The following is a 23,891-nucleotide window of genomic DNA, read 5'->3' on the forward strand; positions in this document are numbered from 1 at the left end:
GAGAAGATAGGCACATGTCTAACTACAACTTGATCTTGCTACGCCATGGCGAATCCGAATGGAATGCCCTCAACCTCTTTACAGGCTGGGTTGATGTGCGCCTATCTGAAAAAGGTATTGCAGAAGCCAGTCGCGGTGGAAAGTTACTTGCAGAGCGTGGTTTGTTACCTGATGTAGTGCACACATCTCTTCTTCGTCGCGCTATCCACACATCTCAACTTGCTCTTGATTCCTGTGATCGCCACTGGATTCCAGTAAAGCGTTCTTGGCGTCTTAATGAGCGCCACTATGGCGCGCTGCAAGGCAAGGACAAGGCGCAGACGCTGGCTGAATACGGCGAAGAGCAATTTATGTTGTGGCGCCGCTCCTATGACACCCCACCACCGTTGATTGAAAAGGGCTCTGAGTACTCACAAGATGCTGATGCGCGATATGCAGATCTTGGCGCAGAGTTGCCACTGACAGAGTGCCTGAAAGATGTTGTGGTGCGCATGGTTCCTTACTGGACCGAATCAATCATTCCTGACCTCAAGAGCGGCAAGACAGTGCTTGTGACAGCTCACGGCAATTCACTGCGCGCTCTCGTTAAGCACCTTGAAGGAATAAGTGATGCTGATATTGCTGGCCTTAATATCCCAACGGGTATTCCACTGCTCTATGAGTTAGATGCGAATTTCAAGCCAGTCATAGCTGGCGGTGAGTATTTAGATCCTGCGGCAGCTGCGGATGCAATTACAGCAGTTGCGAATCAGGGCAAAAAGTAATTAAGGAGTGACGTTTGCGTAATCATCGCGCTTATCGCGGATGATGACGTTGACTGTGACAACTCCTGCGCGAGCAAAGGCAAGTTGTAGTTCAACATTCTTACCAGCTTGTGCTCCAACGCCTGCAAAGACAGCTTTAGCGTTTGCAGAATCTCCTTCAAAGCGGATTGGCTTATCTCTCAGTAGGTTCTGCTCACCTGACAGGGTTGCTGTTGTGCCACCTGCTGAAATACCTAGGAGAGCATCTGCCTCATCCATGTAATTAACCATTGTGCCCACTACAACAGCTGATCCATCTTCTGTTGCAACAAGGAGAAGATTTGAGATGGAGAGATTGCTTCCATTTGTTGTGACTGTGGCTTCAGCACCGTCAGTAACGCGCTTGATTAAACGAGTAGCAGCATCTGGACCATAGCCACATGAAGTCAGTGAGAGAGTCAGTGCTACTGCTGTGATTGCAGTGGTGAACTTCTTAATATGTGGACGGCGCATGGGATGAATTATCGCATGTCAAATTAGCCTTATTTAACGCCGGTTTAGGCGCTTTAAATGGGGTTTTCTATGTCAGAGATGGCTGGTAGAATTGGTCGTCTATCGAAGGGCAATACATGTCATTTAAGGTCGGCGAAACCGTTGTTTATCCCCATCACGGAGCAGCTCTTATCGAGGCAATTGAAACTCGAGTCATTAAGGGCGAAGAGAAGACCTACCTCGTTCTCAAGGTTGCACAAGGTGACCTCACTGTGCGCGTACCTGCAGATAATGTGGATCTCGTCGGTGTCCGCGATGTCGTTGATTCAGCAGGCCTAGATCGCGTATTTAACGTCCTTCGTCAGCCATATACGGAGGAGCCAACAAACTGGTCACGTCGCTATAAGGCAAACCTCGAAAAGCTTGCATCCGGTGATGTCATTAAGGTCGCAGAAGTTGTCCGCGATCTCTACCGTCGCGATCTTGATCGTGGCCTTTCTGCCGGTGAAAAGCGCATGCTCGCCAAGGCGAAGCAGATTCTCGTCTCTGAGCTCGCTCTCGCTGAGCGCACAGATGAAGAGAAGGCTGCAACTCTCCTTGACGAGGTTCTCGCTTCGTAATTTAGTAACACTGTCATCATGATTGCCGCAATCGTCGCTGCCGCAGGTAGTGGCGAACGTTTCAGTGCATCTATTCCCAAAGCGCTCATTGCCTTAGGTGATCGCACACTCCTTGAACATGCAATCTCATCACTGTCTGCTGTCGCAGATCAGATTGTTGTCACAGCACCCGCAGGCTGTGAAGATCAGATCCGCGCGCTCGTTGGCGATGCCGTCACTGTCGTAACAGGAGGCGCAACTCGCTCAGATTCTGTGCGGGCAGGACTTGCGGTAATTAGCGGCGCAGACTTTGTCCTGGTTCACGATGCAGCGCGCGCTCTTGCAACACGAGAGCTAGCAGCCAGTGTTGTTGCAGCACTTCGTGCAGGAGAAGTCGCAGTAGTTCCAGCACTGCCGGTAGTCGATACGTTGCAGAACGTTGGCGCAGATGGGTATGTCGTAACGGCCGTTGATCGCACACCCCTTCGCCGTATTCAAACACCACAAGGTTTTTCATATGCAGTCTTGAAATCAATTCATGAGAGTGCAAGTGATGCAACAGATGATTCAACGCTGGCGCTCAATGCTGGCCATAAGGTGCGCGTTGTAGCGGGTGAAGAGCGAGCACTGAAAATCACAACCCCATCTGATTTAGCAAGGGCTCTTACATTCTTAGGCGATGCCGCAACATTTACTACTGGTGTGGGAGTTGATGCTCATGCATTTGGTGAGGGGCGCGAGCTTTGGCTTGCAGGACTTCATTGGCCTGATGAGGTGGGCGTTGAAGGCCACTCTGATGGCGATGTGGCAGCTCATGCAATCTGCGATGCGCTCTTTGCAGCAACTGGCCTTGGCGATTTAGGTAGTAACTTCGGCACATCGCGTCCTGAATATGCCGGTGCATCGGGAGTGACTCTCTTGAAAGAGACATATGAGTTGATATCTAGCGCTGGTTATTCGATCTCGCATGTATCTGTGCAGATCATCGGCAATCGTCCTCGAATTGGTGCTCGTCGAGCTGAAGCGATTTCAACGCTGTCACAAGCCTTAGGTGGGGCAGAGGTTGCGATTCTTGCAACAACGACCGATGGCATGGGCCTTACCGGTGAAGGCAAGGGCATTGCAGCGATTGCATCTGCGCTTGTAATCAAGCGTTAGAATTGCCTAATGAGTTCGCTATCTTTATATGACACGCTAACGCGAACCACCTCCGAATTTGTCCCCCTTAAAAAAGGTGAAGTCGGAATCTATTTGTGTGGTGCAACTGTTCAAGCACCTCCTCATATCGGCCATGTGCGCTCAGGCGTTAACTTCGACATCTTGCGCCGTTGGTTAACAAAGTCTGGTTACAACGTCACCTTTATTCGTAATGTCACAGATATTGATGACAAGATTTTGCATAAGGCTGTGCACGAGGAGATGCCTTGGTGGGCAGTTGCTATGAAGTATGAGCGTGCTTTTACTGATGCTTATGCTGCTTTGAATGTATTGCCACCAACCTATGAACCACGAGCAACAGGCCATGTCACTCAGATGATCGAACTGATGCAGTTGCTCATTGAAAAGGGTGCCGCATATGCCCCTGGCAATGGCGATGTGTATTTAGAGGTTCGCAAACTCTCTTCTTACCTCACACTTTCACGTCAGAAGCTTGATGATTTGCAACCGGCTGCGGACGCTGATGAAACTTATAAGAAAGATCCGCGCGATTTTGCTCTGTGGAAGGCTGCAAAACCCGGAGATCCATCATGGCCAACTCCGTGGGGACCAGGGCGTCCTGGTTGGCACCTTGAATGTTCTGCGATGGCGCATCAGTATTTAGGTGAGAGCTTTGATATCCACGGTGGTGGACTTGATCTGATCTTTCCTCACCATGAGAACGAGATTGCACAATCAGAAGCAGCAGGATTTGCCTTTGCTAAGCGATGGCTGCATAACGCATGGGTGACAGCATCCGGTGAGAAGATGTCGAAGTCTTTGGGTAATTCACTTCAGGTTCATGAATTGTTGAAATCTGTTCGCGGAATCGAACTTCGTTGGTATTTAGGTTCTGCTCACTACCGTTCGATGCTTGAGTTCTCACATGAAGCACTTGCAGAATCTGCAACAGCGTTTCGTCGTATTGAAGGTTTCTTGACTCGCTCTGTTGAGATTCTTGGGTCAGAGCCAACACCAGTTATTAGTGCAGCATTTACGGATGCCATGAATGATGATTTAGCTGTGCCGACAGCACTTGCCTCTATTTCTGAGGCGCTACGCATAGGAAATAGCGCAATTACTGCAGGAGATACTGCTGTTATTGCTTCTGCTGCCAATGAAATCCGTGGAGCACTTGATGTCCTTGGCTGTGACCCATTTGATCCTGCCTTTGCAACCAATGGTGGAAGTGAAGACCTCACCGCGGCCCTTGATGGCACCATCACATTAGCTCTAGAACAGCGCACGGCTGCGCGCGAGCGTAAAGATTTTGCAGCATCTGATTCAATTCGTGATGGGTTGGCAGCACTTGGAATTACTATTGAAGACACTGCACAAGGGCCACGTTGGTCAATCTCTAGAGATGGAAAATAACAATGGCCGGTAATGCAAAACCTAGAGGTGCAGTTCGTAAATCTAAAAAGGGTCCTTCTGCTGGTACTGGTGGAAATAATAAGCGCCGCCTTGAAGGTAAGGGGCCAACACCGAAGGCTGAAGATCGTCCCTATCACGCAGCTGCTAAGCGCAAGAAAGCTGCAGAGAAATCTGCGGCTAAAAAGCCAGCTGCAGCAACTCGTAAATACACCAAGGGTGATGGACTCCGCGGTGAAATAGTTGCAGGGCGTAATGCGGTCCTTGAAGCTCTGCGTGAATCTGTTCCAGCAACTGAGTTGTTGGTCGCGCGCAGTATTGATGTGGATGATCGCGTCGCAGAGTCCTTACAGATTGCTTTAAACTTAGGTTTATCAATTCGTGAAGCACACCGTGCTGAGGTTGAAGGAATTTCACCTAATAGCCAAGGAATAATTCTTTCGATTAAGCCTTTCCAATATTCATCCTTTGAAGAGATTATTCAGCGCGCAAAGAAGCCGATGCTTTTGGTTGCACTCGATGGTGTGACAGATCCACGTAACTTGGGTGCAATTGTTCGATCTGCTGCAGCCTTTGGCGCATCCGGTGTCTTGATGACTGAGCGTCGCGCAGCAGGTATGACAGCATCTGCGTGGAAGTCTTCCGCTGGTGCAGCAGCTCGTCTGCCTATCGCACAGGTGACAAATCTTGCTCGCACTATTGATGAAGCAAAGAAGCTGGGCTGCTTTGTTGTGGGCCTTGATGGTGAGTCTGATACAGCGATTGCAGATATGAAGGTCGCAACAGAGAACATCATGGTTATCGTGGGTTCTGAAGGTAAGGGGCTAGCTCGCCTCACACGTGAGAAGTGCGATCTGATTGTCTCTATTCCGATTAGCGCATCAACTGAGTCACTGAATGCATCCGTTGCAACATCTATCGCTTTATATGCAGTCGATGAGGCACGCCGTAAGGGCTAAGTAGCTATGGCATTTCAACGTTTCATTGTCTGTGGAGATTCATACTCTGAAGGTATGACTGATGAAGTCATCGATGGCAAATATCGCGGATGGGCAGATCGTGTTGCAGATGTGATGACAACAGCGCATCCAGATTTCACCTATGTGAATTTAGCTGTGAGAGGCAAACTCATTGCCCAGGTTGTTGAGAGCCAAGTCCCAGTCGCACTCAAGCTTGTCACTGGCAAAGAGACTCTGGTTTCATTTCATGCCGGTGCCAATGATGCGCTGCGTCCTGGATATCAAGCATCGATTGCTATTCCGCTCTATCAAGATGCTGTGCGATTGATTGCCAAATCTGGTGCAACGCTGATGCTCTTCACTGTTCTTGAAAATACAGGCAATAAAGGAAGAGGCTCCGAAATTTGGGAGAAGCGATTCTCTGAATTTAATCAAGGAGTTCGCGCAGTGGGTGCTGAAGTTGGCGCGATTGTCGTTGATGCCAACCAAGAGAAGTTCTTTAGTGATCGCAGATTCTTAGCATTTGATCGATTGCACCTTAATGCCGAAGGTCATAAGCGATGCGCTGATGCTGTGCTTGAAAGAATTGGGCTGCCATTTGATCCATCCTGGCGCACACCTCTGCCGCCTGCGAGAAAGACTCCGTGGGTTATTGAGAAGGCAATCACCGTTGTGTGGTTTGTGACCTTTGCTCTTCCTTGGGTTGTGCGTCGCTTGATGGGTAAATCATCAGGTGATGGGCGTAGTGCTAAATACCCAACACCTGTGAAGTGGCCTCTTCGTTAAATAGCGCGAACTGTCCAGGTAAAGTTATAAGTACCGCCAGATACTAAGTATTGCGGCAGAGTATCTGGACCACAGGATGCTGTTCCCACACCGCGATGAGCGGCATCGATATGAACAATGGTGTTTCCTGTTGGCACTAACTCAACATCATGTGTGGCATCAGCTAGCTGCTGCGCCCTAAATGGTGTTGCAGATACTTGACGTGGTTTATCTAGATCGATGCGCACACCGTGGCCTGCGTGATCTGTGAGAGCAAACCAACGAACCCCAGCATGTCCACCATTTTCTTGTGGTCGAACATAGGGAACATATTGCTCTGCAACTGTTGATACCCACTTATGAACGCGACCGATCTTGCGATCTGGGTAGTTCTCGTGTGAACCGATACCGAAGTAGGTGTAGTTGCTCAAAGTTCCATCAATCTCAAAGTTGATACCGATGCGAGCTAAATCTGTGAATTGCTTAGGGACAGTGATTGTCTCCTTCACCGAATAGCCACCTGCAACAGGTGTCACAAGTTGAACTTGCTTAACCTTATAGCCGGTACTTGTCTGCCATTCGCTAACTACTTTGTATGACTTGGCAGTCTCTGTAATGGTGCAATCTGTGCGCTCGAGCTCGCGCACGCCATATTGCTCCCACTTTGTTGTGATGCGACCGATGCGATCGTTATCTGTGGGTGCACGCCATAGTGAAAGCTCAGGTGCTAGAACACCAAATGGAATCTGGATTTCACCTGCATCATCGACAGCAATCTCAAAGAGATTGTTTGTCTTAGCAGTTTGAATAGTCTCTTTGCGTGATGGAAGTGCGAATTGGCTCCAGCCCACTTCATGACCAGCTGGCGCCCAATCGGTGCGGTTCTTGCGCACGATGGTGAAGTTGATAAAGCGCTCACCTGCAGCATCTGGCTTTAGGAGAGATTTTGATTTCACTGAAATCTTTGCACTCTTTTGTGGTGCGATCTTTGGCAAGACAACCTTGCCGCTATCGATGACTTCACCGTTGCGGTTGATGCTCCAAAAGAGGTCAAAATCAGCTACATCCTTGAAGTATTGGCGGTTGGTGACTGTGAAAGAACCTGATGATGCCTTCGTTGTGGTGATGACTACAGGGGCTGCAATTGCTTTGAACTCATGCATCGCAGGCTTTGGTGTGCGATCAGGAAAGACCATTCCATCGCAGACAAAGTTTCCATCATGAGGAGCTTCACCAAAGTCTCCGCCGTATGCAGAACGCTTTGTGCCATCAGGCAGAGTCTGTTCAATTCCGTGATCCCAGAACTCCCAGATAAATCCACCTTGAAGTCCAGGTGTTGAATGGATGGCATCCCAATACTCTTTGAGAGTTCCATTGGAGTTACCCATTGCATGGGAGTACTCACACATAATCAATGGGCGATCTTGTTTGCCTGACTTCACATAATCAAGGATTGCCTTAATCGATGGATACATCGGGCTGACGACATCTGTGAGTGAATGTCCACCGGTCCAATTTCCGTTGATGCCACCCTCATAGTGAAGTGGTCGTGATGGATCGAGTGCGCGAGCAAAAGCTGCTGCACCTTCATGGTTCTTGCCACGACCTGATTCATTACCGAGTGACCAGAAAATTACTGATGGGTGGTGCATATCGCGCTGGACCATGCGGCCAACGCGCTCAAGGAATGCTGATGCATAACGTGGGTCATCAGCGATGGAGTCATAGAAAGCGTGGGATTCAATATTTGCTTCATCGATGACATAGAAACCGAGTTCATCGCAGAGATCATAGAAAGCTGGATCATTGGGGTAGTGAGATGTGCGCACAGCGTTGAAGTTCCAACGTTTCATCTCAAGAAGATCCTGGCGCATATCATCGCGAGTAAGGACGCGACCTGTGAAGCGATTGAAGTCATGGCGGTTAACGCCATAGAGGTAGATGAGTTTGCCGTTGAGCAACATCTCACGGCCCTTGATGACGATAGAGCGAAAGCCAATCTTCTGTTGAGAGACTTCAATGACAGTGCCACTAGGGCTGACTAATTCAATGCGAAGTGTGTATAAACTCGGGGTTTCAGCAGACCAGGCTGCAATCTTTGGAATGGTGGTTTCAAAAACAACATGCCCTGGCCATGGTGATTTGAGCTTAAGGCGCATCGCCTTAGCGGACTCTGGAATATCACCTCTCCAGTATTCGCCAGCGAAGGATTTACGATCTGCCTCGCGCATCTCCGCAGTCATCTCAGTGAACAGTGGTGAGACATGATCCTTATAGGTTTGTGAAAGCTGTGCTGACTTTGTCTTAGGAAGTTCATCGATAAATGTGCGAAGGGTGTAACCATCAATGCTCTTGCCACCGATGGAGCCGATGATTGCATCGATCTTTAGCGTGCCTGTTGTGCCATCTGCCTGAAGACCTGCAGTTGTTGCAAATCTTTCGATGAAGACATGCTCGGTTGCATAGAGTTTGACGGAGCGAGTGATGCCACCGTGCCACCACTGATCTTGATCTTCGATATAGGTGGCATCTGACCATTTAGTGACTTTGATTTCAAGATTATTCTTACCGCGCTTAATCTGGCCAGTAATATCAAATTCTGCTGCAAGACGTGAATCTTTTGTTAGTCCTACTTCAACACCGTTAACAGTAATGAGTGCAACAGATTCATATCCACCTAAGTGCAAGACAACTCGCTTACCCTCCCATGATGCTGGGATATTGAAATCTCTTTCATATATTCCTGTTGGGTTCAGTGCTGGAACATCTGGTGCAACGTGATCCCAAGGCATTTGTGTATTGGTGTAGTGAGGCTTATCAAAGAAGTCATCACTTGTTGGTTGCATTGTCCACAAACCAGGAACAGGAATTTTGTTCCATCGTTTGCGTGAATCATCAGTGGGCGAATTTAAGAGTTGGAAGCGCCATGTGCCATCGAGCGAAATAGTTTCGAAGTGCTCGATGTTGAGCATCCCAAGTCGATTGATTGAATTGGTCTCAGGGCTCATCCAGTAGTTAGGCAACATGTCAGCAATCCTCTCACTTGAACTTGCATAAACGAATTCAAAATTGGCCCAGAAGTGTTGTTTTATAGGGCGAATTTGCCGATTTTTACTATCTGCCAATAACTGCCATAATTACGCCCGCAGTACGCCTCCCTAGCTCAGTGGTAGAGCAGCTCACTTGTAATGAGCAGGTCATCCGTTCAATCCGGATGGGGGGCTCCAGTATTACTCCATCGCAATGGAAGGAGCCGACATGACTGATAACTCTTTCCCTCACGATTCCTTCGATGATCTCTTGGCAGCAAATGCTGAATATCAGAAGAGCTTTAAATACTCAGGGCTCACTGGATCTGCAGCTAAAGGCTTAGCAATTGTCACCTGTATGGATTCACGTATCAACCCATTGTCTGTCATTGGATTGCGTTCAGGAGATGCCAAGATTCTTCGTAATGCAGGCGCTCGAGTCACTGAAGACGTAATTCGTACTCTAGTTCTTGCGACCTACCTTCTCAATGTAAGCCGCATCTTGGTGATGCCACATACTGATTGCAAGATGGCTGAAAATGATGAGGCCGATTTCCATAAGCTCATTGATGAGCAATATGGCGTCAACACATCAAGTCTTGAATTTCGCACATCGCGAGATCAGCTCGGAGCCCTTGCCTCTGACTTAAATCGAATTCGCTCATACCCACTCTTGCGTGATGGCGTTGTAGTCGCAGGTGCGATTTATGATGTGAAGACTGGAACAATTACTCCGTACGAGGGTTAGTACGGCGCATCGGCATGCGAGTTACTGGGTAACTCAAATCTTCAAGAAATTCACGGATCAATAGCTGGGCTAGAGCTGGTCGCTCTTTAATAAATTTATGCGATGTTGCAGGCACGATGGCCAGTTGTCCTAGCGGAATATTTTCATAGAGCTCAACGGTGTGGTTGTGCTGGATGACATCATCATCTCCTGCCATAACCATTACAGGGCATTGAATTTTCGCTAAATCCTTTGGAGTTAAATCTGGCTCAGTTCTCTGGATATTAATCATCTTCTGAATCTTCTTAGCCAGTGTCTCTGGTGCGTCAGGGGATGTGCGGTTGTACTCCTCTTGATTCTCAGCGGAAACAACACCATCAAAGTCATCGATATGAACGACGCCATTAGGGTGAAAGTTGGCACCGAGTGTGATGATTGAGCGCACAAGCTCTGGGCGTTGCATCGCAACCATCAGAGCCACAATTCCGCCATCGCTATAGCCGATCAGATGTGCTGGCTCTTTCACAACTTCCTCTAAATATGCGATCGCCTCTTTGGTTTGAAATGCATAATGAAAACTCTCTGTGCGATCGCCGGTGAAGCCATGTCCTGTGCGGTCATAGGCATAGACATGAAAATCATCTTCAACTGCTGGAAGGATGTATGAATCCCAGTGGGATGTTTGGCTTAGGCCACCGTGAAGAAGAACTACTGCTTCACCATTGTTATCCCATTCGTATGAATAGACCTGATGTCCATCAACGGTGAGATAACGCTCCATATTGTTAGAGAGTATCCATGATGTGTCGATTGCCGCGATCGAAAGTTAAGTAGTTCCAGGTCCAGTCAGCGATGGTGCCAATCTTGTTACGGCCACCAAGGAGATAGAACAAGTGAAGGAAGAGCCATGCAAACCAGGCAAGAGGGCCAGTCATTCTAAAGTTACGTACTTCAACAACTGCCTTGTGGCGACCAATGGTTGCCATTGATCCCTTATCGCGATACTTAAAGGGTTTGAGAGCTTTACCTTCATGCTTGCGCAAGATTTGTCTTGCAACCCATTTACCTTGTTGCAGAGCAACAGGTGCGACCATGGGATAGAAGCGACCATCTTTACCCTTTGAGCCGTTGATATCTCCGATGGCCCAGATATTTGGGTAGTGATTTACTTCTAGGTTTTCATCAGTATCAATACGCGTTCCAGCGATAGGAAGGTTGAGTAACCCTGCTGTTGGTTCACCCTTCACGCCAGCTGCCCAGATGGTGACTTCTGCTGGGATGGGTTCTCCAGTTTTGACAATAATCTGACGTGATTTGATTTCGCGCACAGAAGTATTTGTCTTCACAAAGACACCCAACTTATGAAGATCTGACTCTGCGCGGGCTGAGAGCTTCTCACTAAACATAGGAAGGATGCGAGGGCCTGCTTCAATCAAATAGATATCAATATGATCTGCAGCATGTGCCAAATCGTTCTTCAGTGGTCCGCGCTTAAGTTCTGCAAGTGCGCCAGCCATCTCAACGCCTGTGGGACCACCACCGACAACTGCGATAGAGAGTCGAGTGTTATCTTCAAAGCGGCATAAATCTTCAAAGCGGCGCATAACCTCTGCGCGAATCATGAGAGCCTCGTGAACACTCTTCATACCAAGGCCATGTTCGCTTACACCCGGAACTCCAAAGTCAGCAGTGGAAGAACCGAGTGCGACGATGAGGTGATCAAATTCAAGAGTCTCTGATGAATCAAGTTTGACCATCTTGTTCTTATGATCGACAGAGATGGGTGATCCCATTCGGAATTTCACTCCCGTATCGCGAAGAGCTCCGCGCACTGGGTGGACTACGTGATCGGCAGCCAATCCTGCAGTTGAAACCTGATAGAGAAGAGGGAGGAATGTTTGAAAGTTATGGCGGTCAACGAGTGTGACATCAGCCTTTCCGGCCAGAGCCTTCGCAGCACCTAGGCCACCGAAACCGGCTCCGAGAATGACGACGCGAGGTCGAGTAGAAGAAGGCATGAGGTAAGTCTAGGCTCAGATACATGAATACGCAGAATCACCAGACATCGCCTGAGGGGCGTCTCTACCTTGTTACCGGCGCATCTGGATATGTGGGTGGTCGTTTAGTCCGAGATCTGCTCAGCGATAAGAAGCGTGTGCGCGTATTTGTGCGCGATGCCAAGAAGATTCAAGGTCAGAGTTGGGCCTCACAGGTTGAAGTCGTTGAAGGTAATGCAAGTAATGTGCAAGATCTCGAGCGCGCACTTGCAGGCGTGAATACTGCTTATTACTTGCTGCACTCCATTAACGTTGCAACAGACTTCGGAGATATTGAATCTGCGATGGCACGCAGCTTTGCACTCGCCTCAGAGGCAGCACATGTGGCACAAATTATTTATCTTGGTGGAATTGCTAACGATGAGAATCGAAGCCGCCACTTAACCTCACGAATGAATACTGGCTCTCAACTGGCATCGACATCAGTGCCTGTTCTTGAGCTGCGAGCCGGCATCATTATTGGTTCAGGGTCAGCATCCTTTGAGATGTTGCGCCACTTAACTCACCGTCTGCCGATTATGACTACTCCTAAGTGGGTCTCAAATCGCACGCAACCGATTGCTATTCGCGATGTGCTCTACTACCTGCGCAGCGCTGCCAATTTAACAAAACCTGAAAATCGCATCTGCGATATTGGTGGACCTGAAGTTGTTACCTATGCCGCGATGATGCAGAACTTCTCCAAGCTATCTGGACTTCGTAAGCGCATCATCATTCAAGTTCCAGTTCTGACACCAAAGCTTTCAAGTCTATGGATTGGCTTTGTAACGCCTGTGCCCACTTCTCTTGCAAGACCCCTTGTGGAGTCGCTGATTAGTGAGGTCGTTGTTGATTCTCGTAAGAGCGTTACTGAGTTAATTCCTCTTCCACCTGAAGGTCTTTTGACTGTCTCGCAAGCGATTGAGTTAGCACTGACCCGAGTTGCAGAAAATCACGTTGACACACGGTGGTCTGATGCATCTTTCCCCATGGCACCGTGGCAGAAGGCGCAGAGCGATCCTGATTGGGCAGGTGAGCTAATGCTCAAGGATCATCGCGAAATTGAATCCGATGTTTCTATCGAAAAGATTTGGGAACAGATCGAAGGCATTGGCGGAGAACGCGGATGGTTTGGCTCTGGCTGGCTCTGGTATTTGCGTGGCCTGATCGATCGCATGGTCGGTGGAGTTGGACTTCGTCGTGGTCGTCGCGATCCTGTGCACTTGCGTGTTGGTGACACCGTTGATTTCTGGCGGGTGGAGGCGATGGAACATGGAAAGAGTCTGCGTCTCTATGCTGAAATGATTCTTCCCGGCAAGGCTTGGCTTGAATTCACATTGAGTGAAAGCGATGGCAAGAGCGTTGTGACGCAAGATGCACTCTTTGAACCACGTGGATTAGGTGGCCAGATTTATTGGTATCTAGTCTCACCATTTCACTTCTTTATCTTTCCTACGATGCTGCGCAATATCGTTAAAGCTGCTCGTAAATCCCACACTTCATAGCCACTCCAATCTAAGATTAGGTCTATGTCTGCGCTAGAAAATAACGAGACGGCTGGTTCACACTTGACCGACCTCGAAACGCGCATCCTGGACTTCGAACGCAATTGGTGGCGCTTTGCTGGAGCTAAAGAGACTGCGATTAAAGAGCTCTTTGACCTCACAGCCCCTCGCTACTACCAACTCCTGAATGACCTGATCGATCGCGATGATGCCCTTGCCGCCTCTCCGATGCTGGTCAAGCGCCTTCGCCGCCTGCGCGAGGCCCGCATGCAAGCCCGCACAGCCCTCTAAAGCACCTCAAGCCCACCCCTCGTTTTGCCCCGTGGAATAAACCCGTCTAGATTTGGCGTTAGCACTCGAGGGTCGAGAGTGATAATTCGGCCCAGTTTCAATTGATACATAGGAGCTAACAACTATGGCAAAGATGATTGCCTTTAATGAAGAAGCCCGCCGCGGTCTAGAGCGCGGAATGAACGTACTCGCAGATGCAGTCAAGGTAACCCTTGGACCCCGCGGACGTAACGTCGTACTTGAAAAGAAGTGGGGCGCACCAACTATTACTAACGATGGCGTCTCCATCGCTAAGGAAATTGAATTAGATGATCCTTGGGAGAAGATCGGTGCGGAGCTCGTTAAGGAAGTTGCTAAGAAGACAGATGATGTCGCAGGCGACGGAACAACGACTGCAACTGTTCTAGCTCAGGCTCTCGTTCGCGAAGGACTTCGCAACGTTGCAGCAGGATCAAACCCAATGGCGCTAAAGCGCGGAATTGAAAAGGCAGTAACAGCGATTGTGACCGAGCTCGGTGCAATGGCAAAGAGCGTTGACTCTAAAGAGCAGATTGCAGCAACTGCATCTATCTCTGCAGCAGATGCGACGATCGGCCAGATGATCGCTGAGGCGATGGATAAGGTCGGCAAGGAAGGCGTCATCACTGTTGAGGAGTCCAATACATTCGGTCTTGAGCTAGAGCTCACTGAAGGTATGCGCTTTGATAAGGGTTATGTCTCACCATATTTCGTCACAGATACAGATCGCATGGAAGCAGTTCTTGAAGATGCTTACATCTTGATCACCAGCAACAAGATTGGAAATATCAAGGAGCTCGTTCCTGTGCTTGAGAAGGTCATGCAATCAGGTAAGCCACTTGCAATCTTGGCTGAAGATATTGAAGGCGAAGCACTTGCAACTCTCGTGGTCAATAAGATCAAGGGAACATTTAAATCAGCAGCTGTTAAGGCTCCAGGCTTTGGAGATCGTCGTAAGGCGATGCTTCAAGACATTGCAATCCTTACAGGTGCGACAGTGATCTCTGATGAAGTAGGTCTGAAGCTTGAAACAGCTGGACTTGAACTTCTTGGTCGCGCTCGCAAGGTTGTTATTTCTAAGGATGAGACAACAATCATCGAAGGTCTTGGCGATGAAGCACAGCTCAAGGGCCGTGTTACTCAGATACGCACAGAGATCGAAAACTCAGATTCAGATTATGACAAGGAAAAGCTTCAGGAGCGCCTTGCAAAGCTTGCTGGAGGAGTTGCTGTCATCAAGGCAGGAGCTGCAACAGAAGTTGAACTTAAAGAGCGCAAGCACCGCATCGAAGATGCTGTTCGCAACGCAAAGGCTGCGGTAGAAGAAGGAATCGTCGCCGGTGGTGGCGTTGCACTTCTTCAGGCAGCAACTGCAGCATTTAAGAAGCTCAAGCTTGAAGGCGATGAAGCAACAGGTGCAAAGATTGTTGAACTCTCCATCGAAGCACCACTGAAGCAGATTGCAGTGAACGCTGGTCTTGAAGGTGGAGTTGTTGTTGAGAAGGTTCGCCACTTAGATGCTGGCTTTGGCCTTAATGCAGCAACTGGAGAATATGTAGACATGATTAAGGCTGGCATCATCGATCCAGCTAAGGTCACACGTTCTGCTCTTCAAAATGCAGCATCGATTGCAGCTCTCTTTATTACAACAGAGGCAGTCATCACAGATAAGCCAGAACCAAAGTCATCTAACCCAATGCCACAAGGCGGCGGGGATATGGACTTCTAAACTACGCGTAATCCGTTAGAGAAGGCCCTCGAGATTAACCTCTCGGGGGCCTTCTGCTTTACGATTAGAACATGAAGACATTTGATGCACAGACCGTTGCACGCGATGCCGCACTTCTTGAGGCAGAGTTTGCAACACAGGTCGGCGACTTTGTCTCAGTTGATTACGATGATGACAATCGCGTAGCGACATATTTATTTATTGCAGATATCGCTGGATACCGTGGATGGCGTTGGTGCATCACCGTTGCAAAAGTTGATGACGATGCGCAAGCAACCGTCTGTGATGTTGTAATCTTGCCAGGGCCTGATTCACTTCTAGCGCCCGATCACATTCCTTATATGGAACGAATCCTTCCTGAAGATATACAGCCAGGAGTAATTGTTCCAAGCGTTCTTGAAGATACTCGCCTTGTTCCTGGCATTAATGCACTTGCGCAAGATGAAGGCCTTGATGCCACTGAAGTATTTGATTTAGGTTTGATGCGTCCACGCGTTCTCTCAATTGAAGGTCGCGATCAAGCAAGCAAGCGTTGGTATTTAGGTGATCGCGGACCGAATACTCCTCTTGCACAAGGTGCTCCTAAGCCATGTGCTTCATGTGGATTCTTTATTCCTATTGCAGGTTCACTTCGATCATCATTTGGTGTCTGCGCCAATGCGATTGCACCTGATGATGCACGCGTAGTTTCAGTCGACCATGGCTGCGGCGCGCATAGCGAAGCAACGCTCTAAGCCCATTCACGCCTAAAACTAGGTCGCACGCCCCATCGCAGATGCGATAAATTAGCCCCCTGTCCGAATCCCCTCGGCTACACCACACGGAAATTCTTAAGGAGTAAGTGCAATGCCTACAGGAAAAGTTAAATGGTTTTCCCTTGAAAAAGGTTTTGGATTTATTGCCTCCGATGAAGGCGAAGATGTTTATTTAGCATCATCAGCACTTCCTGAAGGTGTTTCAACTGTTAAGCCTGGCACCAAGCTTGAGTTCTCTGTGATTGATTCACGTAAGGGACCACAGGCAATGTCAGTGCATATTGTTGATGCACCAGTTTCACTTGCTGAAAATTCACGTGTGAATAACGATGATCTTGCAGCGATGATTGAAGACACCATCAAGATTCTAGATCGCGTTGGAAATGGTCTTCGTCAAGGACGCCATCCATCAGGTGCTGAGGCAGAACGCCTTGGCCGTGTATTGCGTGGCATTGCTTCTCAGCTAGAGGCTTAAATACCCGTGCGACGTGATCGTCGTATTGAGTAACGAATACCCATCGCACCTAAAACTGCGCCCACTACGCATGTCCAAATAATCTTGGACTCAGCCCCTGCTGCAATAGCAACTACTCCTGCTGCAAGCCAGCAGATGGAGCCAATAGCGATTAGAGTTACAACAGATTTAATGTTTGATGCCATGGGAAAAGAGTAATGCGAATTAAGGTTGATGAGAACGGAAACTGGCGCTCGTTTCGCCATCGCAACTTCCGCATCCTCTACCCAGCCAATGCGATGTCGAATATCGGCACATGGGCACAGCGCGTTGCACAAGATTGGCTTGTTCTAGAGCTAACTGACAATAACGGTTTCTATCTCGGCCTTGTCACAGCTATCCAATTCGCACCTGTGCTGCTCTTTAGTCTGCAAGGTGGTGCGATGGCAGATCGCATCGATAAGCGAAAGTTATTGATCTGGACAAATATCGTCGCTGCCCTTGCCTGTTACACACTTGGCATTTTGGTTGTGGCAGAGGTAATTCAACTCTGGCATGTCTTTGTTTGTGCAGCTGTCTTAGGTATTTCATCAGCGCTAGATGCTCCCATTCGTCAGAGCTTTACGGCTGAGATTGTCGGTCACTCAGATGTTGCTAATGCAGTCAGTCTGAACTCAGCGAATTTCAATGCAGGACGCTTAGTAGGACCGGCTCTCTCTGGTTTTCTCATCGCCCGCTTTGATACAGGCCCTTCCTTTCTTATCAATGCAACTACTTATCTCTTTGTAATCCTTTCGCTATTTTTTATGCGCTCATCCGACTTCTTTATCCAGAAGAAGGAAGAGACTCTTGGCACCATTCGAGAAGGTCTTCGCTATGCCAAAGCTCGCCCTGATCTCTATGTTGTGATGGCGCTAGTCTTTTTTGCAGCAACCTTTGGTCTGAACTTTCAAATCTTTAATGCGTTGATGGCTTCTAAAGAATTTGGAAAAGGCCCTGCAGAGTTTGGCCTTCTTGGAACTTATATTGCAGTGGGTTCATTAACGGGTGCGCTACTGAGTGCTCGTCTTGAGCGCTTTAGAGATGCAAAGCTTGTGATGCGACTTGGTGTGTGGTTTTCAATTGTGGTCATTGTTCTATCAGTGATGCCTACCTATACCTGGTACTCACTCTGGTTACCTGTTTGTGGAATATCAGCGCTCACAATGTTGATTAGCGCTAATTCTTATGTGCAGGTCAATAGCGATCCTGCTGTGCGAGGGCGCGTAATGGGTATTTATCTCTTGGTATTTATGGGAGGAACTCCGGTTGGTTCACTTCTCATTGGTTATCTGACTGAAGCGCTGGGAACGAGAGAGACGATTGCGCTCTGCGGTGGATTCTCGTTGTTGATGTGTGTGCTGATCTGGGTCTTCTTCAACGACAAAGTTGAACGTCCTGCAGATTTACGAGTCTCTAGCGTCCTAAGAGAACAATAAGAACTAGCCCAATGAGTGTCAGGGCTGTGATTAATCTGCGGCTCTTAAAGTTCATTATCTATAAGGACTTTCTGTGGGACATATGATGGCGCAATCTTCACGATGCCATAAGCAATAAGAATCAATACCGGCACCATCAAATAGGCACGAGATATGCCGAAAGCATCACCGAGAACACCGAGTAAGAATGGTGATCCACCGATTGCAATACCTGCAGCGATAGAGCTGCGACCAATTGCAAGATCTGGTCTGTTATCGCTAAAGGCAATCATGCGAAGGGATGCCAGTGCGAATTGGTTAGAGATACCAAGGCCAGCAATGAGCACACCAATAAAGCTGATCTGTAAATTATGTGAGAACCAGACGATGGTGAAACCCACAGCTTGAATTCCAATAAAGGTATTGAGCTGCGTATCGATCTGCCAGCGCTTTAATATCCGCCCGCCATACCAACGACCCAGCGCCATTCCAGTGCCGAGTGCTGCAACGGTCAGAGTTGAAATAGCAGGTGTTGCACCTGTGCGATCGATGATGAGCGCTGCTGCCCAGAATGAAATAGCAAACTCACTTGAAATACAGGCAACATAGCCAACCCATGAGATCCAGAAAGCACGAGAGAGCTTTCCTGATTGAGAACCATCTTCGTGAGGAATGTGTACTTCTGTTGTCTTATCGCGCATTCCAAAGAAGAGAAATGCTGCAAGAGGAAGTGCGATGAGCATTCCAAAGCGCCAGAAGTCGCGGTAGTTATTGGCAATCGTTCCAACAATCAAAGTTCCTGAGACATACCCGCATGATGCAATGGCATTTGCTTGTGTGAGCGCCATAGGCGACATCTCTTTGTAGTGAGTGGTAATTGCAGTAATTGCATTGTTAATTGTGATGGAGATTCCAAAGCCTGCGATGAGGGCTGCGGGAATAGAGAAGAGAACAGAAGGCGATGCAACGAATGCAATAAGTCCCACGGAGAAGAATCCAATACCGATCCATGCAGTGACAGGGCGTCCAAAGCGATGAGCTAGGTGAGGATTAACAAGGCCTGCCAAGATAGATGCAACACCCATCGCAGTTCCGTGAAGGCCTGCAATAGTTAGTGATGTTCCTTGATCTGCACGTAGGAGTGGCTGAGAAGGACCAAAGCTTCCAAGGAAGATATTGACGCAGACTGTTTGTAGAGCGACAGTCCAGAAATATCTGTCGCGAGTGATCTTATGAGTCACTATGAAAGGTTAGCTACGACGTAGTCGATAGATGCTGTGAGGGCATCAATATCTGATGGGTCGATTGCAGGGAACATTCCAATACGAAGCTGGTTCTTACCGAGCTTGCGATAAGGCTCTGTATCAACAATTCCATTGGCGCGAAGGGCAGCTGCAACCTTTGTTGCATCGATTGCATCATCGAAGTTGATTGTGCCAACAACCTTGGAGCGCTGTGCTGGGTCTGTCACAAATGGAGTTGTGTAGCTTGTCTTTTCAGCCCATCCATAGAGGCGAGATGCTGAATCTGCACTACGACCTGCAGCGAACTTCAAACCACCGTTTGTATTCATCCACTTGAGCTGCTCATCGAGCAACATCAAAGTGATAAGAGCTGGAGTGTTATAAGTCTGATCAAGTCGTGAATTTTCAATCGCTGTTCCAAGATCGAAGAATGCTGGGATCCAACGTCCTGATGCTTTGATCTTCTCAGCACGTGCAATGGCAGCAGGGCTCATCAGTGCAAGCCAGAGACCACCATCTGATGCAAATGACTTCTGTGGTGCGAAGTAATAGGTATCAAATTCTTTTGCATCAACATCAAGTCCGCCTGCAGCAGATGTTGCATCAACGAGCACAAGTGCGCCATCTGTTCCTGCTGGGCGCTTGATTGGCATTGCAACACCCGTTGAAGTCTCGTTATGAGTGAGAGCGTAAACATCGATGCCTGCTTCAGCGCTAGCTGTAGGGTGTGTGCCGGGTTCAGATTTAACAACTGTTGGCTCACCAAGAAATGGTGCTTCCTTTGCAGCAGATGCAAACTTGGATGAGAATTCACCGAAAACTAAGTGCTGTGAACGATCTTCAATGAGACCAAATGTTGCGATATCCCAGAACGCTGTCGATCCACCGTTGCCGAGTATTACTTCATAACCTTCAGGTAGTGAGAAGAGTGAGTTCAGACCTTCGCGAACGCTTTTGACAACGTTCTTCACAGGCTTTTGTCTGTGTGATGTTCCAAGGATGTAGTTACTTCCAGGCGCAGTTAGTGTTGCAAGTGCTTCGGGGCGAATCTTTGAAGGACCACAACCGAAACGACCATCTTTTGGCTTGAGATTATCTGGAATAACAATGTCTGCGCTCATGGGGCAAGACTACGGGTAGTACCTATGTACTTCCCAATCGGATGCGATGTTAGACCGCTCATAGCGAAGGCGATCATGCAGGCGTGAGTAACGGCCCTGCCAGAATTCAATGTTGACCGGCGTCACACGATAGCCGCCCCACTGTGGTGGACAAGGAACTGTTGTTCCTTCAGGCCACTTCTCCGATGCGCCCTTAAAGCGTTGTTCGAGTTCTTCGCGAGATGCTAGGGGAGCCGACTGCGCAGATGCCCATGCACCAATCTGTGATGACCATGGACGCGTTGCAAAATAATCTTCTGATTCTTGCCGCGCAATTTTTTCTGCAAATCCGCTGATGGAAACTTGTCGCTCCATCGCATACCAAGGAAACAGGAGTGTGACTTGCGCATTCAATTCGATTGCTTGAGCTTTGCGAGATCCATAATTGCTAAAGAAGGTAAAACCACCTTGTGAGACATCTTTAAGCAAAACTGTTCGTGTGGTGATGGCATCTGCGCCGTTCTCATCTGTGCCAAGAGTTGAGAGCACCATCGCATTTGCTTCGACGATAAAGGCATTGGCTGCAGCTTCACGTAGCCACGAGTGAAAGGCTTCGAAGGGATCGTTGGGTAACGATTCAAGGCCAACCTCGCCATAGGAGCGACGCATTGCCCGGATGGCATCGCGTTCTAACTGTCCGTTTACCTGTTGGTCATCTTGGCTCATGGATGTATCGAACCTCACTTTCGGTAGGAGTGCATCCCCGTAGCAAGTGGTGGTCAGCACCCCTGCGGGAGGTGCAGAATTGCCCACAGGATTACAAGAGGAGCTCACCGTGTCAGATGATTTCAAGCCAGGTCTTGAAGGCGTAATTGCATTCGAATCAGAGATTGCAGAGCCAGATAAAGAAGGTAGCGCGCTTCGTTACCGCGGTGTTGATATCGATGATCTCGTAGGTCGCGTCTCATTTGGAAACGTATGGGGACTTCTTGTTGATGATGAATTTAATCCAGGGCTACCTAACGCTGAGCCATTCCCACTTCCTGTTCACTCAGGTGATGTGCGCGTAGATATTCAATCTGCGATTGCAATGCTTGCACCAGCCTGGGGCTTTAAGCCAATTCTTGATATTTCAGATGAAGAAGCTCGTAGCAACCTTGCACGTACTTCAGTCATGGTTCTTTCATACCTTGCACAAGCGGCTCGTGGACTTTTCAATCCAATGATTCCTGAGTCTGAAGTTGATAAGGCACATACTGTTGTTGAGCGCATGATGATTCGTTGGCGCGGAGAGCCAGATCCATTACACGTTCGCGCAATCGATGCTTACTTTGTATCTGCTGCAGAGCACGGAATGAATGCATCAACATTTACAGGCCGCGTTATTGCATCTACTGGTGCTGATGTGTGTGCTGCACTCTCTGGTGCAATCGGTGCAATGTCAGGTCCACTTCACGGTGGTGCGCCATCTCGCGTATTGCACATGATCGAAGAAGTTGAAAAGACTGGTAACGCTGAGGCCTACGTCAAGGATCTTCTAGATCGCAAGGAACGCCTTATGGGATTTGGTCACCGCGTCTATCGCGCTGAAGATCCACGCGCTCGCACACTTCGTCGTACAGCGAAAGAACTTAACGCTCCACGTTACGCAGTAGCTGAAGCGCTAGAGAAGGCAGCGCTTAAAGAACTTCACGAGCGTCAACCAGATCGCGTTCTTGAGACCAACGTTGAATTCTGGGCAGCAATTATCTTGGACTTCGCAGAAGTTCCAGCACCGCTCTTTACATCGATGTTTACAGCAGCTCGTACTGCTGGCTGGTCTGCACACATCCTTGAGCAAAAGCGCACCGGTCGTTTGATCCGTCCATCTGCTCGCTACGTCGGAAAGGCTCCTCGTAAGCCTGAAGATGTACAGGGCTGGGATGCTTCTGTTGAGCAACTTCATAAGTAACTAAGTACTCTCGCTCCATGCGAAATATCGTCTGGTTCCGCCGAGATTTACGTATCGGCGATCACCCAGCGCTCATCGCTGCCATGGAAGGCGCCGATGAGATAGTTCCTGTATTTATACTCGATAAGCAGCAGATTTCTGAAGCAGGAAGCAAACTCCTTGCCTATATGAGCCAATCACTTCGCGCACTCGATGAATCCCTGGGTAACCGCTTACACATCATTGAAGGCGATCAAGTAGAAGTATTGAAAGAGTTGATTGATCTTTATGATGTGAAAGAAGTTCATATCTCAACTGAGTATGAGCGCTATGGCGCAGAACGCGATGCACGCGTTGAAGCAGCTGGCATTCCACTTGTTCGCACAGGTTCTCCCTATGCAGTTGCACCGGGTCGAGTTCTCAAACCAAGTGATGCAACGCCATACAAGGTTTACACACCGTTCTATAAAGGTTGGTGTGCTCACGGTTGGCGTGCTCCTGCTAAGACGCCGAAAGAGATTAAGGCGCCGAAGCCCTCAGATAAATACCGCGCATTTCCTGACTTTCCTGTCCCTGAGGGAACAACAATTATTGAAGCGGGTGAAGCTGCTGCGCTCAAGCGCTTTAAGGAATTTACTAAGAATGGTCTTGATAGTTATGACGAGAACCGTAACTTTGCAGGAATAGATGGCACATCAAAGATGAGTAGTTATCTCAAGTTTGGCGAGATTCACCCGCGCACACTGCTTTTAGGTCTTGGTGAGACCAAGGCTCATGACACATTCCGCAAGGAGATTGCCTGGCGTGAGTTCTATGCAGATGTTCTCTTTAACAATCCCAATACCGATACTGAGTACTACGCACCGAGATTTAAAGAGATGCGTTATGACAAGCCAGGTAAGCAATTTCAGGCTTGGTGTGAAGGCAAGACTGGTTATCCATTTGTTGATGCTGCAATGCGTCAATTAGTTATTGAAGGATGGATGCATAATCGCACGCGAATGGTTGTTGCATCATTCTTGGTTAAGGACCTCCATCTTGAATGGCAGCTAGGTGAGCGATTCTTTGCAGAACACCTGACTGATTACGACCCAGCATCAAATGCCCATGGTTGGCAGTGGACAGCCGGCACTGGCACAGATGCATCTCCGTATTACCGAGTCTTTAATCCCATCGAACAAGGGCGACGTTTTGATGAAAATGGCGATTACATCCGCAAATATGTTGCAGAACTGGCCCACTTAAGTGCTGCTGAGATTCATGAGCCTTGGCTATTCCTCGATGGATATTCACATGGATATCCAGAGCGCATCGTCGATCACGCAGTAGAACGTATTGAATCTCTTGAAAGACTTAAAGAGATTAAGGCTGATAAGCCTGAACAACCCATAAAGAAATAATTGCTAAATACTCATTTTTACTATCTGCAAGTAATTTGCAATTTTACAACTCTGGATTAACTCTCTATCTTTCTCGTAATTAAGAACCTA

The 23,891-nt window shown here is 48.4% G+C and carries 23 protein-coding genes and 1 tRNA gene; 16 read left to right on the forward strand and 8 right to left on the reverse strand.

All coding sequences use genetic code 11. The annotated features are described in order from the left end of the window. Positions 1 to 14: 14 nt before the first annotated feature. The gene (locus A1sIIA65_RS00400; RefSeq protein WP_095675648.1) at positions 15 to 764 is read left to right on the forward strand and encodes a phosphoglyceromutase; all 750 of its coding nucleotides are present in this window, start codon (positions 15 to 17) and stop codon (positions 762 to 764) included. On the opposite strand, the gene A1sIIA65_RS00405 is transcribed toward A1sIIA65_RS00400, so the two are convergent. Beyond that, positions 765 to 1,256 (reverse strand): hypothetical protein, encoded by a 492-nt coding sequence (locus A1sIIA65_RS00405; RefSeq protein ID WP_095675649.1) that lies wholly within the window; start codon positions 1,254 to 1,256, stop codon positions 765 to 767. 116 nt (positions 1,257 to 1,372) lie between these two features. Between A1sIIA65_RS00405 and A1sIIA65_RS00410 the strand changes: the two genes are divergently transcribed. From A1sIIA65_RS00410 to A1sIIA65_RS00430, 5 genes are read left to right on the forward strand one after another with little or no spacing between them, the layout of a single operon-like run. Further along, on the forward strand, positions 1,373 to 1,855 hold the full coding sequence (locus tag A1sIIA65_RS00410) for a CarD family transcriptional regulator (RefSeq protein WP_095675650.1): 483 nt from the start codon (positions 1,373 to 1,375) through the stop codon (positions 1,853 to 1,855). Positions 1,856 to 1,873: 18 nt separating this feature from the next. Next, positions 1,874 to 2,992, forward strand: a complete 1,119-nt coding sequence (gene ispD, locus A1sIIA65_RS00415) for a 2-C-methyl-D-erythritol 4-phosphate cytidylyltransferase (protein WP_095675651.1) — start codon at positions 1,874 to 1,876, stop codon at positions 2,990 to 2,992. A 9-nt stretch (positions 2,993 to 3,001) separates the two neighbouring features. Beyond that, entirely contained in the window at positions 3,002 to 4,405 is a 1,404-nt protein-coding gene (gene cysS / locus A1sIIA65_RS00420; protein WP_095675652.1) for a cysteine--tRNA ligase, read from the forward strand. Between the two features lie 2 nt (positions 4,406 to 4,407). Then, positions 4,408 to 5,361 carry a 23S rRNA (guanosine(2251)-2'-O)-methyltransferase RlmB gene (rlmB, locus tag A1sIIA65_RS00425; RefSeq protein ID WP_095675653.1) on the forward strand — a complete coding sequence of 318 codons (954 nt, stop codon included), beginning with the start codon at positions 4,408 to 4,410 and terminating at the stop codon, positions 5,359 to 5,361. A 6-nt stretch (positions 5,362 to 5,367) separates the two neighbouring features. Then, positions 5,368 to 6,147 carry an SGNH/GDSL hydrolase family protein gene (locus A1sIIA65_RS00430; protein ID WP_095675654.1) on the forward strand — a complete coding sequence of 260 codons (780 nt, stop codon included), beginning with the start codon at positions 5,368 to 5,370 and terminating at the stop codon, positions 6,145 to 6,147. Here the strand turns inward: A1sIIA65_RS00430 and A1sIIA65_RS00435 are convergent. Then, complete coding sequence (locus tag A1sIIA65_RS00435; RefSeq protein ID WP_095675655.1) at positions 6,144 to 9,152, reverse strand: glycoside hydrolase family 2 TIM barrel-domain containing protein; 3,009 nt, start codon at positions 9,150 to 9,152, stop codon at positions 6,144 to 6,146. The two genes, A1sIIA65_RS00430 and A1sIIA65_RS00435, sit on opposite strands and share 4 nt — an antisense overlap. 126 nt (positions 9,153 to 9,278) lie before the next feature. Here A1sIIA65_RS00435 and A1sIIA65_RS00440 point away from each other — a divergent pair. Further along, positions 9,279 to 9,353: transfer RNA gene (locus tag A1sIIA65_RS00440), tRNA-Thr, on the forward strand. Positions 9,354 to 9,384: 31 nt separating this feature from the next. Further along, entirely contained in the window at positions 9,385 to 9,903 is a 519-nt protein-coding gene (locus A1sIIA65_RS00445) for a beta-class carbonic anhydrase (RefSeq protein ID WP_095675656.1), read from the forward strand. Here A1sIIA65_RS00445 and A1sIIA65_RS00450 read toward each other — a convergent pair. Continuing rightward, positions 9,884 to 10,663, reverse strand: a complete 780-nt coding sequence (locus A1sIIA65_RS00450) for an alpha/beta fold hydrolase (RefSeq protein ID WP_095675657.1) — start codon at positions 10,661 to 10,663, stop codon at positions 9,884 to 9,886. The genes A1sIIA65_RS00445 and A1sIIA65_RS00450 overlap by 20 nt on opposite strands. Positions 10,664 to 10,667: 4 nt before the next feature. Beyond that, positions 10,668 to 11,900, reverse strand: a complete 1,233-nt coding sequence (locus tag A1sIIA65_RS00455; protein WP_095675658.1) for an NAD(P)/FAD-dependent oxidoreductase — start codon at positions 11,898 to 11,900, stop codon at positions 10,668 to 10,670. Between the two features lie 23 nt (positions 11,901 to 11,923). Here A1sIIA65_RS00455 and A1sIIA65_RS00460 point away from each other — a divergent pair, with 23 nt between their 5' ends. From A1sIIA65_RS00460 to A1sIIA65_RS00480, 5 genes are all read left to right on the forward strand, one after another. Next, positions 11,924 to 13,423, forward strand: coding sequence for an SDR family oxidoreductase (locus A1sIIA65_RS00460; RefSeq protein ID WP_095675659.1), 1,500 nt, complete (start codon positions 11,924 to 11,926; stop codon positions 13,421 to 13,423). 24 nt (positions 13,424 to 13,447) lie between these two features. Then, complete coding sequence (locus A1sIIA65_RS00465; RefSeq protein ID WP_095675660.1) at positions 13,448 to 13,714, forward strand: DUF3263 domain-containing protein; 267 nt, start codon at positions 13,448 to 13,450, stop codon at positions 13,712 to 13,714. A 124-nt stretch (positions 13,715 to 13,838) separates the two neighbouring features. Further along, positions 13,839 to 15,461 carry a chaperonin GroEL gene (groL, locus tag A1sIIA65_RS00470; protein ID WP_095675661.1) on the forward strand — a complete coding sequence of 541 codons (1,623 nt, stop codon included), beginning with the start codon at positions 13,839 to 13,841 and terminating at the stop codon, positions 15,459 to 15,461. 71 nt (positions 15,462 to 15,532) lie between these two features. After that, a complete protein-coding gene (locus tag A1sIIA65_RS00475) occupies positions 15,533 to 16,195 on the forward strand; it encodes a DUF3027 domain-containing protein (protein WP_095675662.1) in 663 nt (220 codons plus the stop codon). A gap of 112 nt (positions 16,196 to 16,307) precedes the next feature. Beyond that, a complete protein-coding gene (locus A1sIIA65_RS00480; RefSeq protein ID WP_095675663.1) occupies positions 16,308 to 16,691 on the forward strand; it encodes a cold-shock protein in 384 nt (127 codons plus the stop codon). Here A1sIIA65_RS00480 and A1sIIA65_RS00485 read toward each other — a convergent pair. Next, entirely contained in the window at positions 16,688 to 16,876 is a 189-nt protein-coding gene (locus A1sIIA65_RS00485; protein WP_095675664.1) for a DUF2530 domain-containing protein, read from the reverse strand. The genes A1sIIA65_RS00480 and A1sIIA65_RS00485 overlap by 4 nt on opposite strands. A gap of 12 nt (positions 16,877 to 16,888) precedes the next feature. Between A1sIIA65_RS00485 and A1sIIA65_RS00490 the strand changes: the two genes are divergently transcribed. After that, positions 16,889 to 18,148 carry an MFS transporter gene (locus A1sIIA65_RS00490; RefSeq protein ID WP_095675665.1) on the forward strand — a complete coding sequence of 420 codons (1,260 nt, stop codon included), beginning with the start codon at positions 16,889 to 16,891 and terminating at the stop codon, positions 18,146 to 18,148. A 44-nt stretch (positions 18,149 to 18,192) separates the two neighbouring features. Here the strand turns inward: A1sIIA65_RS00490 and A1sIIA65_RS00495 are convergent, their stop codons facing one another. Genes A1sIIA65_RS00495 through pdxH form a run of 3 tightly spaced genes read right to left on the reverse strand, consistent with a single transcriptional unit; the run spans position 18,193 to position 21,197 of the window. Then, positions 18,193 to 19,368, reverse strand: a complete 1,176-nt coding sequence (locus A1sIIA65_RS00495) for an MFS transporter (protein ID WP_095675666.1) — start codon at positions 19,366 to 19,368, stop codon at positions 18,193 to 18,195. Next, complete coding sequence (gene serC, locus A1sIIA65_RS00500) at positions 19,368 to 20,492, reverse strand: phosphoserine transaminase (protein ID WP_095675667.1); 1,125 nt, start codon at positions 20,490 to 20,492, stop codon at positions 19,368 to 19,370. The genes A1sIIA65_RS00495 and serC overlap by 1 nt, the downstream gene beginning before the upstream one ends. Positions 20,493 to 20,501: 9 nt before the next feature. Continuing rightward, positions 20,502 to 21,197 carry a pyridoxamine 5'-phosphate oxidase gene (gene pdxH / locus A1sIIA65_RS00505; RefSeq protein ID WP_095675668.1) on the reverse strand — a complete coding sequence of 232 codons (696 nt, stop codon included), beginning with the start codon at positions 21,195 to 21,197 and terminating at the stop codon, positions 20,502 to 20,504. Between the two features lie 109 nt (positions 21,198 to 21,306). Between pdxH and A1sIIA65_RS00510 the strand changes: the two genes are divergently transcribed. Beyond that, entirely contained in the window at positions 21,307 to 22,422 is a 1,116-nt protein-coding gene (locus A1sIIA65_RS00510; protein WP_095676804.1) for a citrate synthase 2, read from the forward strand. 17 nt (positions 22,423 to 22,439) lie between these two features. Beyond that, complete coding sequence (locus A1sIIA65_RS00515; protein ID WP_095675669.1) at positions 22,440 to 23,801, forward strand: cryptochrome/photolyase family protein; 1,362 nt, start codon at positions 22,440 to 22,442, stop codon at positions 23,799 to 23,801. The last annotated feature ends 90 nt before the right edge of the window (positions 23,802 to 23,891 follow it).

It is taken from the genome of Candidatus Planktophila dulcis, from assembly GCF_002288225.1.
Lineage (GTDB): Bacteria > Actinomycetota > Actinomycetes > Nanopelagicales > Nanopelagicaceae > Planktophila > Planktophila dulcis.

Excerpts from the sequence above, each read along its gene's own strand:
- A1sIIA65_RS00465 (WP_095675660.1), top strand. The coding sequence starts at position 13,448 with ATGTCTGCGCTAGAAAATAACGAGACGGCTGGTTCACACTTGACCGAC.
- A1sIIA65_RS00410 (WP_095675650.1), top strand. The coding sequence starts at position 1,373 with ATGTCATTTAAGGTCGGCGAAACCGTTGTTTATCCCCATCACGGAGCA.
- ispD (WP_095675651.1), top strand. The coding sequence starts at position 1,874 with ATGATTGCCGCAATCGTCGCTGCCGCAGGTAGTGGCGAACGTTTCAGT.
- A1sIIA65_RS00475 (WP_095675662.1), top strand. The coding sequence starts at position 15,533 with ATGAAGACATTTGATGCACAGACCGTTGCACGCGATGCCGCACTTCTT.
- serC (WP_095675667.1), bottom strand. The coding sequence starts at position 20,492 with ATGAGCGCAGACATTGTTATTCCAGATAATCTCAAGCCAAAAGATGGT.
- A1sIIA65_RS00515 (WP_095675669.1), top strand. The coding sequence starts at position 22,440 with ATGCGAAATATCGTCTGGTTCCGCCGAGATTTACGTATCGGCGATCAC.
- A1sIIA65_RS00400 (WP_095675648.1), top strand. The coding sequence starts at position 15 with ATGTCTAACTACAACTTGATCTTGCTACGCCATGGCGAATCCGAATGG.
- cysS (WP_095675652.1), top strand. The coding sequence starts at position 3,002 with ATGAGTTCGCTATCTTTATATGACACGCTAACGCGAACCACCTCCGAA.
- A1sIIA65_RS00485 (WP_095675664.1), bottom strand. The coding sequence starts at position 16,876 with ATGGCATCAAACATTAAATCTGTTGTAACTCTAATCGCTATTGGCTCC.
- A1sIIA65_RS00445 (WP_095675656.1), top strand. The coding sequence starts at position 9,385 with ATGACTGATAACTCTTTCCCTCACGATTCCTTCGATGATCTCTTGGCA.
- A1sIIA65_RS00405 (WP_095675649.1), bottom strand. The coding sequence starts at position 1,256 with ATGCGCCGTCCACATATTAAGAAGTTCACCACTGCAATCACAGCAGTA.
- A1sIIA65_RS00490 (WP_095675665.1), top strand. The coding sequence starts at position 16,889 with ATGCGAATTAAGGTTGATGAGAACGGAAACTGGCGCTCGTTTCGCCAT.
- A1sIIA65_RS00430 (WP_095675654.1), top strand. The coding sequence starts at position 5,368 with ATGGCATTTCAACGTTTCATTGTCTGTGGAGATTCATACTCTGAAGGT.
- A1sIIA65_RS00480 (WP_095675663.1), top strand. The coding sequence starts at position 16,308 with ATGCCTACAGGAAAAGTTAAATGGTTTTCCCTTGAAAAAGGTTTTGGA.
- A1sIIA65_RS00455 (WP_095675658.1), bottom strand. The coding sequence starts at position 11,900 with ATGCCTTCTTCTACTCGACCTCGCGTCGTCATTCTCGGAGCCGGTTTC.
- A1sIIA65_RS00435 (WP_095675655.1), bottom strand. The coding sequence starts at position 9,152 with ATGTTGCCTAACTACTGGATGAGCCCTGAGACCAATTCAATCAATCGA.
- A1sIIA65_RS00450 (WP_095675657.1), bottom strand. The coding sequence starts at position 10,663 with ATGGAGCGTTATCTCACCGTTGATGGACATCAGGTCTATTCATACGAA.
- rlmB (WP_095675653.1), top strand. The coding sequence starts at position 4,408 with ATGGCCGGTAATGCAAAACCTAGAGGTGCAGTTCGTAAATCTAAAAAG.
- pdxH (WP_095675668.1), bottom strand. The coding sequence starts at position 21,197 with ATGAGCCAAGATGACCAACAGGTAAACGGACAGTTAGAACGCGATGCC.
- A1sIIA65_RS00460 (WP_095675659.1), top strand. The coding sequence starts at position 11,924 with ATGAATACGCAGAATCACCAGACATCGCCTGAGGGGCGTCTCTACCTT.
- groL (WP_095675661.1), top strand. The coding sequence starts at position 13,839 with ATGGCAAAGATGATTGCCTTTAATGAAGAAGCCCGCCGCGGTCTAGAG.